The sequence below is a fragment of the Blastococcus sp. SYSU DS0669 genome (genome assembly GCF_054050895.1).
Map to the genome: position 1 here is coordinate 98,016 of NZ_JBJHAE010000010.1, position 16,579 is coordinate 114,594.

Genomic DNA, 16,579 nt, shown 5'->3' on the forward strand with positions numbered 1-16,579 from the left:
CGCGGGGACCGGCACCCGGCCGGGAGCGAGTCCGTCGATGGGGCCCGGGGTCACCCGGCCAGTCGCGAGCCGTTGCGGCCGGCGACGACCTCCAGCCGTGTGGGGATGCGGGTGCGCAGCTCCTCGAGGTGGCTGATCACCCCCACCGTGCGGCCGCCGCGGCGGAGCTCGTCCAGCACCGTCATCACGGCGTCCAGCGCCTGCGCGTCCAGAGTGCCGAACCCCTCGTCCACGAACAGGGTGTCGATCCGGACGCCGCCGGTCTCCGCGGTGACCACGTCGGCGAGCCCCAGCGCCAGCGCCAGGGAAGCCATGAAGCTCTCCCCGCCCGAGAGCGTCTTGGTGGGCCGGCGGGCGCCGGTGTACTCGTCGAGGACGTCCAGGCCCAGGCCACCGCGGGCGCCGTGCCGGCCCTGCGCGTCGCTGTGCAGGAACGTGTAGCGGCCGCCCGACATGTCCAGCAGCCGCCGGCTGGCCACCTCGGCGACCTGTTCCAGCCGCGCGGCCAGCACGAACGACTGCAGGCGCATGCGGCGTGCGTTGGCCCCCCGACCGTGCGTCAGGTCGGCCAGCGCCGTGACCTGGTCGCTCCGGGCGCGCAGCTCGGCCAGCGTGAGCTCGGCTGCGCTCACCCGCCCCACCAGGTCCTCGAGCGAGCTCGTGCAGCGGCGCGCCTGCTCGAGCTCGGCCACCGCCTCCTCCCGCCGGCGGGTGCCGGCGGCGCAGCGGCTCTCCAGCGCGCCGAGGTCGGGGCGCGGGGGGAGATCGGCGAGCTCCGGGTCGGTCAGCCGAGCGCGCAGGACGGCCACCCGCTGGTCGTGACCGTCGAGCTGCCGGTCCAGCTCGGCCAGCCGGCCGGGACCGGCCAGCGCCGACTCCGCCGCCCCGGCGTCGTCGAACCCGGCGGCCCGGGCCCGCTCCTCCGCCGCCCGGCTCGCCGCCTGGGCCTCGGCTCGGGCGCGCAGCTCCTCGACCTCGGCCGCGACCACCGACTCGCACGCCTCCGCGGCGGCCGACAGCCGGGCGACCCGGGCCGCCAGATCGGCGTCGTCGCCCCGGGCGGCGGCCAGCCGGCCGGTCAGCTCCGCGAGGCCGCTGGTCAGCGCGTGGTGCTCGGCGGTCCGGGCGCGCAGCTCCTCGCGGTCGGCGCCCAGGCGGGCCGCCGCCTCCTCCCGCTCGGCGACCAGCTCGCGCAACCGGGACTCGGCCGGGGCGAGACCCCCGGCCAGGCCGGTCGCGCTGCGCACGGCCGCGGTCAACTCCAGGACGCGTGCCGCCTGCTGCTCCGGCGGCAGCTCGCCGGCGCGGGCCCGCAGGCCGGCCAGCTCGCGCTCCGCCACCTCCAGCCGGCCGGTCGCCGCGGTGAACGCCGCCTCCGCGGCGTCGGCGAGCCCCCGGGCGGCGTCCTCGTCGGCGGCCGTGACCCGCTCGGCACCCGGTGCCGCGGGGCGCGGGTGCTCGACGGCACCGCAGACCGGGCAGTCGGCACCGTCGACGAGGCCGGCGGCGAGCTCGGCGGCCATGCCGTCGAGTCGCCGGGCGCGCAGCTCCAGCCACCGTTCCCGGGCGTCGGCCCGGTCGTCGCGCGCCCGGGCGGCGTCGTCGCGCAGCACGTGGAGCGCCCGGTCCAGGTCCGCCGCCGCCCGTGCGGCGACGAGGCCCGCCTCCGCGGACTCCAGCGACGCACGCAGACCCGGCAGCTCCGCGGCGGCCGCCCGGGCCCGGGCCACCTCCTGCTCCTGCCCGGCGAGCAGTGCCGGGAGGGCTGCGACGGCCTGCTCCCCCGCGCGGCAGCGCTCGGTCAGCTCGCGGACCTGCCGTGCGAGCGCGGCGACGGAGCGCTCCAGGGCACGCGCGCGCTCCACCTCCGGGAGGAGCGCCCGCGCCTCGGCGGCCCGGTCCCGCAGCTCGCGCGCCACCACGCCGTCGGCCGGACGGCCCTCCGCGACCGGCCGCCACGTCGCGACGGCGCCGGTCAGGCATTCCGCGGCGCGTTCGGCCGCCCGACCGGCCGCGCACGCGGCGTCCAGCACGTCGCGCAGCGGTTCGGCCCGGCGAGCGGCGTCGCGCTCGGCCCGCAGGGGCGCGAGCGTCCGCGCGCGCCGCTCGAGATCCGCGAGCTCCGCCGAGGCCTGGTCGCGCCGGGTGTGCCGTGCGGCCAGCGCACGGGCCTCGGTCAGCTCGGCGTCGGCACCGGCCACCTCCGCGGCGGCCGCGTCGGCCCGCGCCGTGGCCGACGCGAGCCGCGCCGCCGCGGTCGCGCGGACCTCCGCCACCCAGCGCAGCACGCCACCCCCCGCCCCGGCGCCCACCGACTCGGGGGCCAGCTCCTCGGGCACCTCGACGCCGGCCGCCTGGGCGACGCGGTCGAGCAGGGTGCCCAGCTGGTGCCGGGCGTCCTCGGTGGCCGCGCGGACCGCCGTCCGCTCGTCGGCGAGCCACTCCTCGGCCCGGGCGAAGCGGTCGACGTCGAACAGCGTGCGGAGCAGCTCGGTGCGGTGCTCCGGCTCGGCTCGCAGGAACCGCGCGAAGTCACCCTGCGGGAGGAGCACGACCTGGCAGAACTGGTGCACGTCGAGCCCCAGCCGCGTGCGCAGGTGCTCGGAGCCCTCGTCGATGCGCGTGCTGACCGGCTCCCACCCGCCGTCGGTGAGCCGGGAGACCACCAGCTTGGCCTGCTCGGTCGCCCAGCCCTCACCGCGCTTCTTCGGCCGCTGCTGCTCCGGCCGCCGCACCACGCGCAGCCGCTCCTCGCCGAGGGTCAGCTCGCAGCTGACCTCGGTGCGGGTGGCGGCGTCGGCGTGGTCGCTGCGCAACCGCTTCTCCTCGCCGCGGGCGCCGGGGACCCGCCCGTAGAGCGCGAAGACGACCCCGTCCAGCAGCGTGGTCTTACCCGCACCCGTCGGCCCCCACAGCAGGAAGAGCCCGTCCCGGCCCACCTCGTCGAGGTCGACCTCGACGGTGCCGGCGAAGGGCCCGAACGCCGTGAGGGACAGCCGGTGCAGCCTCATCGGGCCGCCTCCTCGCGGTCGGCGGCACCGAGCGCGCGGGCCAGCAGCTCGCGCTCCGCAGCGCTGGCCGGGACGCCGCGCACCGCACTGACGAACTCCCCGGCGATCTCCAGGGCGCTGCGCCCCCGCATCCGTTCGCGGTAGCTGCCACCCCCGGCCGAGGCCTCGGCGCCGGTCCAGTCCAGGTGCACGCAGTACGGGAACCGGTCCTGCAGCCGGCGCATGGGGTCGGCGGGCCGGGCCGGATCGGTGAGCCGGGCGGAGACGAAGTGGCCCTCCGCAGCCGCGTGCGCCGGGTCGGCGAGCAACTCCTCGAGCGTGCCCGTGAGCACGCTGAGCGGCCGCGGGGTGGGCAGCGGCACCGCGTGCACCCCGGCCAGGCCGGCGGCGTCCAGCTCGACCAGCCAGGCCTGCTTCTGCTGCCCGGCCTCCCCGAAGGAGTAGGCCAGCGGCGAGCCGCTGTAGCGCATCCGCGGGCTGAGCGTCTGCGGCCGGTGCAGGTGTCCGAGCGCCACGTAGTCGACCCCGTCGAAGACCGGACCGGGCACCAGGTCGACGCCGCCGACGCAGATGTCCCGCTCGCTGTCGCTGGCCACCCCGCCGCCGACGAAGGCGTGCGCCAGCACCACCGAGCGCACCCCCGGCCGCAGGAAGAGGTCGGCCCGCACCCGGTCCATCGCCTCCCGCAGCACCGCCTCGTGCCCGCGGGCACCGGGGACCCCGAGCTCGTGCCGGGCCACCTCCGGCTCCAGGAACGGGATCCCGTAGACCGCCACCTCGCCGTGCTCGTCGGCCAGGAGGACCGGCTCGTCCGACCGCGCCGTCGCCGCGCGCACGTGCAGGCCGGCGGCGCTCAGCAACCCCGAGAAGGTGCCCAGCCGCCGGGCCGAGTCGTGGTTGCCGGGCGTCAGCACGACCTGCGCGCCGGTGCCCAGGAGCCGGCCGACCACCCGGTCGAGCACCGCCGTGGCGTCGGCCGAGGGCACCGCCCGGTCGTAGACGTCGCCCGCGACGACGACGACGTCGACCTCCTCGCGGGCGACGACGGCGGCCAGCTCGCCCAGCACCTCCTCCTGCTCGGCGAGCAGGTCGGTGCCGTGGAGGGTGCGGCCGATGTGCCAGTCGGAGGTGTGCAGCAGCCGCATGGGCGCAAGGTAAGGAGGGGGTCCGACAGAACCGCCGAGGCGCGCCGTGACGGCCCCGTCACATCGGGTCCGCGGCTCAGAGCACCTCGGTGGAGCGCCAGCCGCCCTGCGGCGGCCAGTCCTCGTCCCCGCGGATGTAGCCGGCGGACTCCCGGGCCCGCCGCTCGGCGTCCTCCTCGACCATCACGTTGAGCAGCTGCTGCACCCGGTCGCTGTCGGGGATCCGGTGGAGCACGGTCGGGCCGCTGTCTCCGGCGGTCTCGATCGTGAGCGAGCCGGAGTTGACGATCCGCTCCCACAGCGTCTGGGTGTAGGAGACGTCGGTGATGCGGGACAGCCCCAGGTCGCGGCCGCGGCGGGCCAGGATCCCCTCGCGGAACAGCAACCGGTGGGTGGTGACCACGTAGTGCGTCGTCCGCCAGCGGAGCAGGGGGACGACCACGAGGACGAGCAGGAGCACGACGGCGACGCAGACGATCGCCAGCCGGAACATCCCCTGCTGCCGCCCCGGGGGCACGAGCGCCGCGCCGAACGACGCGCCGCCGACGACGAGCAGGAAGAAGAGGACCGGCCGGACGAGGGTCAGCCAGTGCGGGTGCAGGTGGCGCACGACCTCTTCGTCGTCGGCGAGCAGCTTGTCCGGGTACGGCACCCCACCAGGATGACGCCGGACCGGCCTCCCGCGGGGCGATCGGCCCCTCGGCGCGTCCGGGCGGGTTCAGGCCGGGCGGACGTGCCGGACGTCGCCGCTCGCGAGCTCGACCTGCCCCTCGGCGGTGTCCAGCACCAGGCGGCCGTCCCAGTCGATCGCCCGGGCGGTGCCGAGGAGCGCCGACCCGTCCGGCATCGTCACCTCGACCGCGCTGCCGACCGTGGAGGACCAGGACAGGTAGTCGCGGGCGAGCCCGGAGACCACCGGGTCGCCCAGTGCCTCCACCCAGCCGCGGTAGCGCCGCTCGACCGCGCGCAGGAAGGCCAGCAGGACGGGCCCGCGGTCGACGGTCCCACCGGTGACGACCGACAGCGACGTCCCGGTGGCCGGCAGCTCGGCGGAGGTGGTCGAGACGTTGAGCCCGACCCCGACGACGACGCCGGAGGACCCCCCGGTCCCGCCGACCGACTCGGCGAGGATGCCGGCGAGCTTGCGCCCGTCCCCGGCCAGCAGGTCGTTGGGCCACTTCACCGACGAGAGCACCCCCGCGACCTCCCGCACGGACTCGGCCAGCGCCACCCCGGTGAGCAGGGGCAGCCAGCCCCGGCGGGCGGCGGGCACGTCGGGGCGCAGGAGGAAGGAGACGGTCAGCCCGGCGCGGGGCGGCGACGTCCACACCCGGTCGAGCCGGCCGCGGCCGGTGACCTGGTGCTCCGCCACCAGGACGGTCCCCTCCGGGGCGCCGTCGGCGGCGGCCGCGGAGAGCGCAGCGTTCGTGCTGCCGATCTCCTCCACGACCTCGACCGAGCGCCACAGCGCGCTGTCGCGCGTGAGGGCGGCCTGCAGGGCGGGCGCGTCGAGGGCGGGCCGGTCGAGGTCGGACCAGCGCGAGGAGGACGTGTCGGGCACGAGGAGACCGTAGCCAGGGACGGCGGGGCGGTGGACGCTCGCACCGGCAGCAGGACACCGGACGGAAGGGGACGAGCCGCTCCCCTACGCTACGGATCTCGTGGCCCGGCATACGAGGTCACGCCCCGAGCACAGCAGCGCCGCCACGGCGGCCGACGAGCGCCAGCGAGGAGAACGAGGACGCGTGAGTGCCGCCGAACTGGAGAGCGCCGGGGAGCACGTCCCCGACGACGTCGACATCCACACGACCGCGGGCAAGCTCGCCGACTTCGAGCGCCGGGTGCAGGAGGCCGTCCACGCGGGCTCCGAGCGCGCGGTGGAGAAGCAGCACGCGGCCGGGAAGATGACCGCCCGCGAGCGGATCGAGGCGCTGCTGGACCCGGGCTCGTTCACCGAGTTCGACGAGTTCGCCCGGCACCGGTCGACGAACTTCGGGATGGCCGAGAAGCGGCCCTTCGGCGACGGCGTGGTGACCGGCTACGGCACCGTCGATGGCCGGCCGGTGGCGATCTTCTCCCAGGACGTCACGGTCTTCGGCGGGAGCCTCGGCGAGGTCTACGGCGAGAAGATCGTGAAGGTGCAGGACTTCGCCATCAAGAACGGCTGTCCCGTGATCGGCATCAACGAGGGCGGCGGCGCGCGCATCCAGGAGGGCGTGGTCTCCCTCGGCCTCTACGGCGAGATCTTCCGGCGGAACGTGCACGCCTCCGGCGTCATCCCGCAGATCTCGCTGGTCATGGGCCCGGCGGCCGGCGGGCACGTCTACTCCCCCGCGCTCACCGACTTCATCGTCATGGTGGACAAGACCAGCCAGATGTTCATCACCGGCCCCGACGTCGTGAAGACCGTGACCGGCGAGGACGTCTCGCTCGAGGAGCTGGGCGGGGCGCGCACGCACAACACCAAGTCCGGCGTCGCCCACTACCTCGCCGAGGACGAGACCGACGCGCTCGACTACGTCAAGGCGCTGCTGTCCTACCTGCCGAGCAACAACCTCGACCCGCTCCCGGCGGTCGAGATGGCGCCCGTCGAGACCGTCCTCCCGGATGCGCTGACCGACGAGGACCGCGAGCTCGACACCTTCATCCCGGACTCGGCCAACACCCCCTACGACATGCACACCGTCATCGAGCACGTGCTCGACGACGGCGAGTTCCTCGAGGTGCAGCCGCTGTTCGCGCCCAACATCCTCATCGGCTTCGGCCGGGTCGAGGGCCGGCCGCTCGGCATCGTGGCCAACCAGCCCACCCAGTTCGCCGGCACGCTGGACATCGACGCCAGCGAGAAGGCCGCGCGCTTCGTGCGCACCTGCGACGCCTTCAACATCCCGGTGCTCACCTTCGTCGACGTGCCGGGCTTCCTGCCGGGGACGTCGCAGGAGTGGGAGGGCATCATCCGGCGCGGGGCGAAGCTGATCTACGCCTACGCCGAGGCGACCGTCCCGAAGGTCACGGTGATCACCCGCAAGGCCTACGGCGGCGCCTACGACGTCATGGGCTCCAAGCACCTGGGCGCCGACGTGAACCTGGCGTGGCCGACCGCGCAGATCGCCGTCGTCGGCGCGCAGGGTGCGGTCGGGATCCTCTACCGCAAGGAGCTCGCCGCGGCCGAGGACCCCGACGCCAAGCGCGCGGAGCTGATCGCCGAGTACGAGGACACCCTCGCCAACCCCTACATCGCCGCAGACCGCGGGTACGTCGACGCGGTGATCCCGCCGTCGCACACCCGCGTCCAGGTGACCAAGGCGCTGCGCGTGCTGGCCAACAAGCGCCAGACGCTCCCGCCCAAGAAGCACGGGAACATCCCGCTGTGAGTGAGGGAACCGCACCCCTGCTGCGGGTGGTGAGGGGTGAGCCGACGGCGGAGGAGTTGGCGGCGCTGACCGTCGTCGTGGCCGCGATGTCGCAGCGGCGCACCCGCCGCCGGCCGACGCCGGTCGGCGCCTGGGCGTCGTACGGCGACGCGCACCGCCGGCCGCAGACCGCCGGGCACGGCGGCTGGCGCGCCGCGGGGAGGTTCGCGTGACCGCGGACCGCCGGCTGGTGCTGGCCTCGGCGTCGCCGGCCCGGCTCTCCCTGCTCCGGCAGGCCGGTCTCTCCCCCGAGGTCGTGGTGAGCGACGTCGACGAGTCGGCCTACTCGGCCCCGCGCGTGGCCGAGCAGGTCGCCCTCCTGGCGGCCGCCAAGGCCGCGGCGGTCGCCAAGCGGGAGATCGACGCCCTCGTCATCGGCGCGGACTCGCTCCTGGAGTTCGGCGGCAAGCCCCAGGGCAAGCCGGCGGACGCCGCCGAGGCCCGCGACCGCTGGCGGCGGATGGCCGGGCGTTCCGGCATCCTGCACACCGGCCAGGCGCTGTTCGACGTGCGGGACGGCGCCGTGGTGAGCCGGGACATCGCGGTCGCCTCGACCGTCGTCTACTTCGCCGACCCCACGCCGGCCGAGGTGGAGGCCTATCTGGCCACCGGCGAGCCGCTGGCCGTGGCGGGGGCCTTCACCCTCGACGGGCTGGGGGCGCCCTTCGTCCGCCGCGTCGAGGGCGACCCCGCGGCCGTGGTCGGGCTGTCCCTGACGGTCCTGCGGACGCAGTTGTCCAAGCGAGGTCTGACCATCACCGATCTCTGGCGTCGCTGAGCATCGCGGCGTCGCTGAACCACCCCGCCCGACGCGGGCACTGACAATCGTTCGACCGGCCCACAGAAGAGGGAGAGCACCGGTGCAGAAGGTCCTCATCGCCAACCGCGGCGAGATCGCGGTCCGCGTGGCCCGCGCGTGCAAGGACGCGGGTCTGACCAGCGTGGCGGTCTACGCCGAGCCCGACCGCGATGCGCTGCACGTGCGCGTCGCCGACGAGGCCTTCGCGCTCGGCGGCACCACGCCCGGTGACTCCTACCTGGTCATCGACAAGATCCTCGACGCCGCCAAGCAGTCCGGCGCCGACGCGATCCACCCCGGCTACGGCTTCCTGTCGGAGAACGCCGACTTCGCCCAGGCCGTCATCGACGCCGGGCTCACCTGGATCGGCCCCTCCCCCGAGGCGATCATCGCCCTCGGCGACAAGGTGCAGGCCCGGCACATCGCCACCAAGGCCGGCGCTCCCCTCGTCCCCGGCACCAAGGACCCGGTCGGCGGCGCCGACGAGGTCGTGGCGTTCGCCGAGGAGCACGGCCTCCCGGTCGCCATCAAGGCGGCGTTCGGCGGTGGCGGCCGCGGCCTCAAGGTCGCCCGCACCATGGAGGAGATCCCCGAGCTCTTCGACTCAGCCGTGCGGGAGGCCGTCTCGGCCTTCGGCCGCGGCGAGTGCTTCGTCGAGCGGTTCCTCGACAAGCCCCGCCACGTCGAGGCCCAGGTGCTCGCCGACCAGCACGGCACCGTCATCGTCGTCGGCACCCGTGACTGCTCCCTGCAGCGCCGCAACCAGAAGCTGGTCGAGGAGGCCCCGGCGCCGTTCCTCACCGACGAGCAGCGCGCGCGGATCCACTCCTCGGCGAAGGCGATCTGCGCCGAGGCCGGCTACCACGGGGCCGGCACGGTCGAGTACCTCGTCGGCGCGGACGGCTCCATCTCCTTCCTCGAGGTCAACACCCGCCTGCAGGTGGAGCACCCGGTGTCGGAGGAGACCAGCGGCATCGACCTGGTCCGGCAGCAGTTCCGCATCGCCGACGGCCTCCCCCTGGAGATCACCGAGGACCCGGCGCCCCGCGGCCACAGCATCGAGTTCCGCATCAACGCCGAGGACGCCGGCCGCAACTTCATGCCGGCTCCCGGCCCGGTGGACCGCCTGGAGATCCCGCAGGGGCCCGGCGTCCGCTGGGACTCCGGAGTCGAGACCGGTGGGGAGGTCGCCGGCGCGTTCGACTCGATGCTCGCCAAGCTCATCGTCACCGGCGCCACCCGCGAGGAGGCGCTGCAGCGCGCCCGCCGGGCGCTGGACGAGCTGGTCGTCGAGGGCATGCCCACGGTCATCCCGTTCCACCGGGCCGTCGTCCGCGACGAGGCGTTCACCAGCGAGCCGTTCACCGTGCACACCCGCTGGATCGAGACCGAGTGGGACAACCAGGTCCCGCCCTACGACGCCGCGCCCGCCGGTCAGGACGAGGAGACTCCCCGGCAGACCGTCGTCGTCGAGGTCGGTGGCCGCCGGCTCGAGGTGTCGCTGCCCGCCGGGCTCGCCGCCGGCGGCGGGGGCGCGGCCCCCGGCGCGACCGCCAAGCCCCGCAAGCGCGGCGGCGGGGGTGGCGGCTCCGCGGCCTCCGGGAACTCCCTCACCTCGCCGATGCAGGGCACGATCGTCAAGGTGGCCGTCGAGGACGGCGCCACCGTCGAGGCCGGCGACCTCGTCGTCGTCCTCGAGGCGATGAAGATGGAGCAGCCGATCACCGCGCACAAGGCCGGCACGATCTCCGGTCTGGCCGCCGAGGTCGGCGCCTCGGTCACCAGCGGTGCGGTCATCTGCACGATCGCCGACGCGGACTAGCGCACCCGGCACGACGGGAGCCCGTGACCGCACGCGGTCACGGGCTTCCGTGCAGGACCGGCACGGTCAGACGGTCACGTCCCGGCAGCCGAACGATGTGTTGGCCGAGGAGACCTCCTGGTCGATGGCGTACACGCAGACCCGGTGCGCCCCCGGCGCCACCTGGCCGGACCAGCCGAACCCGTGCACCGGGCCGGCGTGCGGGAAGGCGCCCCCCACGTCCGGCCGGTCGCCGTCGGCCCGCAGCGCCACCCCGGCGCCGTCGACGTACACGTGCACTGCGACCGGGGCGGTCGGGGAGTCAGGATCGAACGTCCAGCCCGACAGCGACAGCGTCGTCCCCGACGCCGACAGGGTGTCCCAGCTGCCCACCGGCCGGGCCAGCCCCACCGCCACGTCCCGGCAGCCGAAGGGCGTGTTCGCGGAGGACACCTCGCGGTCGATGGCGTACACGCACACCCGGTGCATCCCCGGCGCCAGGTCGGCCGACCAACCGAAACCGTGCGCCGATCCGGCGTGCGGGAACGCCGCCCCGACGTCCGGCCGATCCCGGTCGGCCACGAGCCCGACGCCCTTGCCGTCGACGTAGACGTGCACGTCCACCGCGCCCGTCGGGGAGTCCGGGTCGTAGGTCCAACCCGACAGCGACACCGTCGTCCCCGTGGCCGACAGCGAGTCCCAGGTGCCGGTCGGCCGGGTGAAGGCCACGGCCACGTCACGGCAGCCGAGGGAGGTGTTCGTCGACGGGACCTCGCGGTCGATGGCGTAGGCGCAGACACGGTGCATTCCGGGCGCCAGGTCGGCCGACCAACCGAAACCGTGCGCGGACCCGGCGTGCGGGAAAGCCGCCCCCACGTCCGGCCGGTCCCCGTCGGCCTGCAGCGCCACCCCGGCACCGTCGACGTACAGGTGCACCGCCGACGCCGGATCGGGGGTGTTGGGGTCCAAGGCCCAGCCCCGCACCGTCAGCGTGGTCCCCGACGCCGAGACGGCGTCCAACGAGCCGATCGGCCGGGTGGGCGCCGTGGGCACCGTGGGATCCCCCGCCGTCGCCACCCGGACGGTCGCCTCGGTGGCCGAGGCGGCGACGACCGTCACGGTCAGGTCGGTACCCGAGATCGGCACCGCCCGGGCGAACGGCAGGGCGACCTGCAGATCGCTCCTCCAACCGGACAGGCTCGACGGCGTGGCGTCGAGCAGGAACGACGTGGCACCGTGCGCCGCCCTGTCCGCGTCCGTACCGGCACGGCGGAGGAGGACACCGCTCTCCAGGCGGAGGCGGTTCGCCTCCGTCCCCAGCCACGCGTCCTGGAGGTCGGGGGTGCGGTACTCGAGCCAGTAGGCCCGGCCGTGGGAATCCGTCAGCCGCAGGGCACGGGTCCCGGTGCGTCCTGAGGTGGGCGACAGGGTGACCAGGGTCCCGGACGACGTGACCGAGACGGACTTCGTGTGCTCGGGCGGCAGCACCCCGAGCCGGGCAGCATGCGGGGCGCTGAGCGAGCCCACCTGCTCCCAGGAGACGCCCATGACGTCGTACCAGTCGTTGTAGTCGGTGACCGCGCAGGTGCCGCCCTCGACGGTCCCGTCGCACTGGTGGCTCGACGAGTGCCAGAGGCTGAAGTTGTGCCCGAACTCGTGGGCGACGAGGGACGTGGCGGTGCCCCGGGCGTAGAGCCTGCCCCCGGCTCCGGGCCCGGTTCCCACCTCGGCGAGCCCGTGGGGGCACCGGGAGGCGTCGGTGGATCCGTTGCTCACGTAGAGCATGAGGTGCTTGCCGGGGGCGGCCGTGAAGTTGACCGAAGGGAGCTTCGCCACCTCGTTCCAGAGCCCCACGTAGTCCGTGCACTTCGCGGTCGTGGTGATCCAGTCGTGGGAGGCGGAGACACCCAGGCCGATGGCCCCCTGGCTCTCCTTCGACCAGAACTGCGCCACCGGCCCGTTGACCGCATCGACGACCTGCTGCAACGTCGTGCTGTCGGTGGTCCCGCCGCCGGCGACCACCATGACCACGGTGACCTGGTTCGTCACCGTCGTCGCGGCCTCTGCCGTCGCCGGCTCCTCCGCGGGCGCCGGCTCCACGATCTCGGCGGCGAGGACCTCCCGGGCGGGCTCGATGACGCCCTCGGCCGCCGCGACGTCGGTCACCTCCCCGCCGACCGTCACCTCGACGGTGGTGCCGACCGCGATGTCCTGGACGTCGTCGGTCGGGATCCTGACCGCATCGCCGGTCTCCGGCTCGATCCAGGTGAGCGGCTGGGAGAAGAGGTCTTCTCCGGCGGAGTGGTGGTCCTCGGGCTCGGCCCAGGCCTGCACCAGCTCGCCGGTGACCGTCTCGGCGGCTGCGACGGGCTCGTCCTGCGCCCGCGTCGCCGGGGTGGAGAGCACGGTGAGTGACACGGCACCGGCGGCGACCAGGACGGACGCCCGCAGAAGTCGGGAACGGGGGGTGACGCGCACGCGGAGCTCCTGGGCCGAGGGGACTACCCCCTGTGCATCGGCGGGCGCCCGGCGGAACTGAACCGGTCGGACGGGACCGTCACCCGCGCAGGCGATGCCGACGCACCACCTGCACCAGCAGCAGGACCGAGCCCGCGAGCACCGCCCCGGCGGCCGGCAGCGCGAAGCCGGTGGAGGAGGTGGAACTGTCGGCGACCGGCTCCAGGGGGATGCCGGACCGCGGCGCCGCGACGTGGACCGGAGGGGCCAGCGGCAGCGGCGGCTGCGGCGTCGCCTCGGGGGCGCGCTGCCCGGCGGGCTCCTCGGCGGGACCCGGGGCCACAGGCGTGGCCGCCGCACCGCCCCGCGGGGTGGCGTCCTGCCCGGCCGGGGCCTGTGCCGCGGCCACTGCGGGCCGCGCCGCCGGGACCACGTCCACCACGGCCCGGCCGCCGTCGACGCCGCGCAGCGTGAGGGTGAAGTCCCCTCCGGAGAGCGGGATCGCGACCCCCAACGGCAGCGCGAACTGCAGATCGGCGTCCCAGCGGGCGGCCGGGCCGGGCGTCCCGTCCAGCAGCAGCGAGGTGTCGGGGAACGGACCCGTCCGGCGGAGCAGCACCCCTGCGTCGAGGCGGTAGACGTTGTCGCGGGTGCCGAGCCAGGCGTCGGGCCCGGTCGCGGCCCGGAACTCCAGCCAGTAGGCGTCGCCCTCGGCGTCCACCAGCCGGAGCGCCCGCAGGCCGGCGCCGCCACCCAGCGGCGCCAGGGTGACGCTCGTGGCCCCCTCCCCGACCGCCACGGTCCGCTGCGCGTCGCCGGGGAGAACACCCAGCGCCGCGGCCTGGACGGCGTTGAGCGAACCCAGCTGCGCCCAGGAGGCGCCCATCACGTCGTAGTAGTCGCGGTAGGCGGCGGTGCGGCAGGAGCCGCCCTCCACCGCGCCGTCGCACTGCTGCCCCGAGGAGTGCCCGAGGCCGAAGTTGTGCCCCAGCTCGTGCGCGATGACCGAGGCACCGCCGTCGCGGACGTAGAGGCGCCCGCCGGACGCCGGCGAGGTGCCGACCTGGGCCAGCGCGTACGAGCAGGCCGGCTGGTCGGCGGCCTGGCCGCTCAGCCGGAGCATCAGGTGCTTGCCGGGGCCGGCGCTGAACCCGACCTCCGCGGCGACCTCGTCCCAGAGCCCTTGGGGGTCCGTGCAACCGGCCGTCGTCCGCACCCAGGCGTGCCGGGCGGTCACGCCGAGGGTGACGGCGCCGCCGGTCTGCTCGGCCCAGAACCGGGAGACCGGGCCGTCGACGGTCGTCACGACGTCGCCGAGCCGCGTGCCGTCCGGCTCCGTCCCCGCCGGCGCCACCAGCACCACGGTGACCTGGTTGGTCAGGCCGCCGCGCGGAGCGGGCGGCGGCTCGGGCGTCGCGACCGGCGCCGGGGAGAGGACGTCGCTTGCCAGCACGGTGCGGGCGGGGTCGTGCCCGTCGGCGCTCGCCTCGTCCTCGACGGTCCTCCCGACCGTCAGCTCCACCGTGGAACCCGCCGGGACGTCGGCGACCTGCTCGGCCGGCACGCGCACCGCGCCGTCGGCGGTGGTCACCCAGCTCAGCCGGGCCGCGTCGTCCTCACCGTCGGCGTGGTGGCCCCCGGAGCCCTCGGCCCAGACGTGCACGAGCTCGCCGCGGACCGTGGTGGTGCCGCCGTCCGCGAGGGCCGCGCCCGGCACCACGACGACGCCCAGTGCGGCGGCGAGCACCGCGCCGGCCAGCCCGAGCGCGCGGGACGGACGACGGAGGCCGCGGGGACGACGGAGGTCGTGGTCAGGAGACATCTACTCCTGACTCGGCGGCCCGGGGCCGCGTCGGCACCGGATCGGGGATGTTGAGCCGAACTCCCGTCACACCCGGCGCAGCCGCCCCGGCCGCCCCCAAGGCTCCGCTACGCCAGGTCGTCGGCCCCCATCAGGCGACGCCCCGCCTCGGTGATCGAACCCGACAGCGACGGGTAGATGGCGAACGTCTGCGCGAGGTCGTCGACCGTCAGCCCCTTGGTCACGGCGAGCGCGATGGGGAGGATCAGCTCCGACGCGCCCGGGGCCACGACGACGCCCCCCATGATCACGCCGGTCGAGCGGCGGGCGAAGAGCTTCACGAAGCCGTCGTGCAGGTCCCCCATCTTCGCCCGCGCGTTCGTGGCCAGGGGCAGGCGCACGGCCTCGACGTCGGCGTTCTCGGCGAGCGACTTCTCCTGCACGCCGACGGTGGCGATCTCGGGGTGGGTGAAGACGTTCGCGGCGACCGTCTTGAGCTTGATCGGCGCGACCGCCTCGCCCAGCGCGTGCCACATGGCGATCCGCCCCTGCATGGCGGCCACGGAGGCCAGCTGGAAGACGCCGGTGACGTCACCGGCGGCGTAGATGCCGGGTACGGAGGTCCGGGAGACCCGGTCGACGACGACGTGCCCGGACTCGGTGACCTGCACCCCGTGCTCCTCCAGGTTGAGCCCGGCGGTGTTGGGCACGGTGCCGACGGTCATCAAGGCGTGGGAACCCTCGACGCAGCGCCCGTCGGTGAGTGCGACGAAGATCCCCTTCTCGGTGCGCGTGACGCCGGCGGCCCGGCCGCGCTCCAGGCGGCCACCGCGGGACTGGAAGACCTGCTCGAGCACCTCGGCGGCGTCGGAGTCCTCGCCCGGGAGCACGCGGTCGCGGGAGGAAACGAGGGTGACCGGCACGCCGGCCTCCAGGTAACCGGAGGCGAACTCCGCGCCCGTGACGCCGGAGCCGACGACCACCAGGTGCTCCGGCGCCTCCTGCAGGTCGTAGACGTCGCGCCAGTCGAGGATCCGCTCGCCGTCGGGTTCCGCCCCGGGTAGGACACGCGGGTCGGCGCCGGTGGCGATGAGGACGACGTCGCCCTCGACCTCCTCGGTGACGTTGCCGTCGTCGTCGAGGATCTCCACCTCGTGCGCGGCCAGGCCGGGCTCGTCGTCGGCCAGCCGCCCCCGTCCGGGGACGATCCGCACGCCCTCGGCGTCCAGCCGGGCGTGGATGTCGGCCGACTGCGCCATCGACAGGTTCTTCACCCGCTGGTTGGCGGCAGGGAGGTCCAGGCTCACGGTCGCGAGCTCCGCGCCGTGCACGCCGAGGACGGCGGAGTCGCGCACCGACGTCATCGCGCCGGCCGCCGCGATCAGGGCCTTGGAGGGCACGCAGTCGGTGAGCACGCTGGCGCCGCCGATGCCGTCGCGCTCGATGACGGTGACCTGCGCACCGAGCTGCGCGGCGACGAGCGCGGCCTCGTAGCCGGCCGGGCCACCACCGATGATGACGATGCGGGTCATGGGTCCATCTTCCGTTGCCGAGCGGTGGGTCGTCGCCATTGTCCCCGGTGCGGGCCCGGTCGGCGTCACCCGCCCACCGGCGCCCGCCGGGTCGCCTGGCTAGTCTCGCCGGGATGGGCCTCTACGCCGCCTACGGATCCAACATGGACCCGGCTCAGATGCTGCGCCGGTGTCCGTCGTCCCCGCACGCCGGCACCGGCTGGATCCGCGGCTGGCGGCTGACGTTCGGCGGCGAGGACCTCGGCTGGGAGGGCGCGCTGGCGACCCTCGTCCCGGAGGACGACGACTCGCCGGGCGTGTTCGTCGCGCTGTACGACCTCACCGAGGCCGACGAGCGGGCCCTGGACGCCTGGGAGGGTGCCGACTCCGGCCTCTACCGCCGGGTGCACCTCCGGGTGCACACGCTGGGCGGAGACGTGGTCGCCTACGTCTACGTGCTCGACGCGTTCGAGGGTGGGCTGCCCTCGGCCCGGCACCTGGGCGCGATGGCCGACGCCGCAGAGGCCGCCGGCGCGCCTGACGACTACGTGCGCGAGCTCCGCTCCCGGGACTGCCGCAGCGCCTTCTGACCCCACCTCCCCCGGTGATCATGGCGCCGTGACTCTCCCGGGCCCGTCCGG

At 75.2% G+C, this 16,579-nt stretch carries 12 protein-coding genes; 5 read left to right on the top strand and 7 right to left on the bottom strand.

The genetic code is table 11. The features are described 5' to 3' along the window. Positions 1–50 precede the first annotated feature (50 nt). From ACI792_RS12380 to ACI792_RS12395, 4 genes are all read right to left on the bottom strand, one after another. On the bottom strand, positions 51–3,011 hold the full coding sequence (locus ACI792_RS12380; protein ID WP_456602846.1) for an AAA family ATPase: 2,961 nt from the start codon (positions 3,009–3,011) through the stop codon (positions 51–53). Next, on the bottom strand, positions 3,008–4,156 hold the full coding sequence (locus ACI792_RS12385; protein WP_456602847.1) for an exonuclease SbcCD subunit D: 1,149 nt from the start codon (positions 4,154–4,156) through the stop codon (positions 3,008–3,010). The genes ACI792_RS12380 and ACI792_RS12385 overlap by 4 nt, the downstream gene beginning before the upstream one ends. A gap of 76 nt (positions 4,157–4,232) precedes the next feature. Next, a complete protein-coding gene (locus tag ACI792_RS12390) occupies positions 4,233–4,808 on the bottom strand; it encodes a PH domain-containing protein (RefSeq protein WP_456602848.1) in 576 nt (191 codons plus the stop codon). Between the two features lie 66 nt (positions 4,809–4,874). Beyond that, positions 4,875–5,717 carry a biotin--[acetyl-CoA-carboxylase] ligase gene (locus tag ACI792_RS12395; RefSeq protein ID WP_456602849.1) on the bottom strand — a complete coding sequence of 281 codons (843 nt, stop codon included), beginning with the start codon at positions 5,715–5,717 and terminating at the stop codon, positions 4,875–4,877. A 184-nt stretch (positions 5,718–5,901) separates the two neighbouring features. Between ACI792_RS12395 and ACI792_RS12400 the strand changes: the two genes are divergently transcribed. From ACI792_RS12400 to ACI792_RS12415, 4 genes are all read left to right on the top strand, one after another. Further along, positions 5,902–7,530, top strand: coding sequence for an acyl-CoA carboxylase subunit beta (locus tag ACI792_RS12400; protein ID WP_456602850.1), 1,629 nt, complete (start codon positions 5,902–5,904; stop codon positions 7,528–7,530). After that, positions 7,527–7,742 (top strand): acyl-CoA carboxylase subunit epsilon, encoded by a 216-nt coding sequence (locus ACI792_RS12405; protein ID WP_456602851.1) that lies wholly within the window; start codon positions 7,527–7,529, stop codon positions 7,740–7,742. The genes ACI792_RS12400 and ACI792_RS12405 overlap by 4 nt, the downstream gene beginning before the upstream one ends. After that, positions 7,739–8,347, top strand: a complete 609-nt coding sequence (locus tag ACI792_RS12410) for a Maf family protein (protein WP_456602852.1) — start codon at positions 7,739–7,741, stop codon at positions 8,345–8,347. Before ACI792_RS12405 ends, ACI792_RS12410 begins: the two co-directional genes overlap by 4 nt. A gap of 82 nt (positions 8,348–8,429) precedes the next feature. Continuing rightward, entirely contained in the window at positions 8,430–10,190 is a 1,761-nt protein-coding gene (locus ACI792_RS12415) for an acetyl/propionyl/methylcrotonyl-CoA carboxylase subunit alpha (RefSeq protein WP_456602853.1), read from the top strand. Positions 10,191–10,256: 66 nt separating this feature from the next. On the opposite strand, the gene ACI792_RS12420 is transcribed toward ACI792_RS12415, so the two are convergent. The 3 genes from ACI792_RS12420 to ACI792_RS12430 form a co-directional block, all read right to left on the bottom strand. Further along, positions 10,257–12,647, bottom strand: a complete 2,391-nt coding sequence (locus ACI792_RS12420; protein ID WP_456602854.1) for a hypothetical protein — start codon at positions 12,645–12,647, stop codon at positions 10,257–10,259. A gap of 79 nt (positions 12,648–12,726) precedes the next feature. Further along, positions 12,727–14,448, bottom strand: a complete 1,722-nt coding sequence (locus ACI792_RS12425) for a reprolysin-like metallopeptidase (RefSeq protein WP_456602855.1) — start codon at positions 14,446–14,448, stop codon at positions 12,727–12,729. 107 nt (positions 14,449–14,555) lie between these two features. Continuing rightward, positions 14,556–15,959 (bottom strand): NAD(P)H-quinone dehydrogenase, encoded by a 1,404-nt coding sequence (locus ACI792_RS12430; protein ID WP_456602856.1) that lies wholly within the window; start codon positions 15,957–15,959, stop codon positions 14,556–14,558. A gap of 113 nt (positions 15,960–16,072) precedes the next feature. On the opposite strand from ACI792_RS12430, the gene ACI792_RS12435 reads away from it, so the two are divergent. Then, positions 16,073–16,528, top strand: coding sequence for a gamma-glutamylcyclotransferase family protein (locus ACI792_RS12435; RefSeq protein WP_456602857.1), 456 nt, complete (start codon positions 16,073–16,075; stop codon positions 16,526–16,528). Positions 16,529–16,579: the final 51 nt, after the last annotated feature.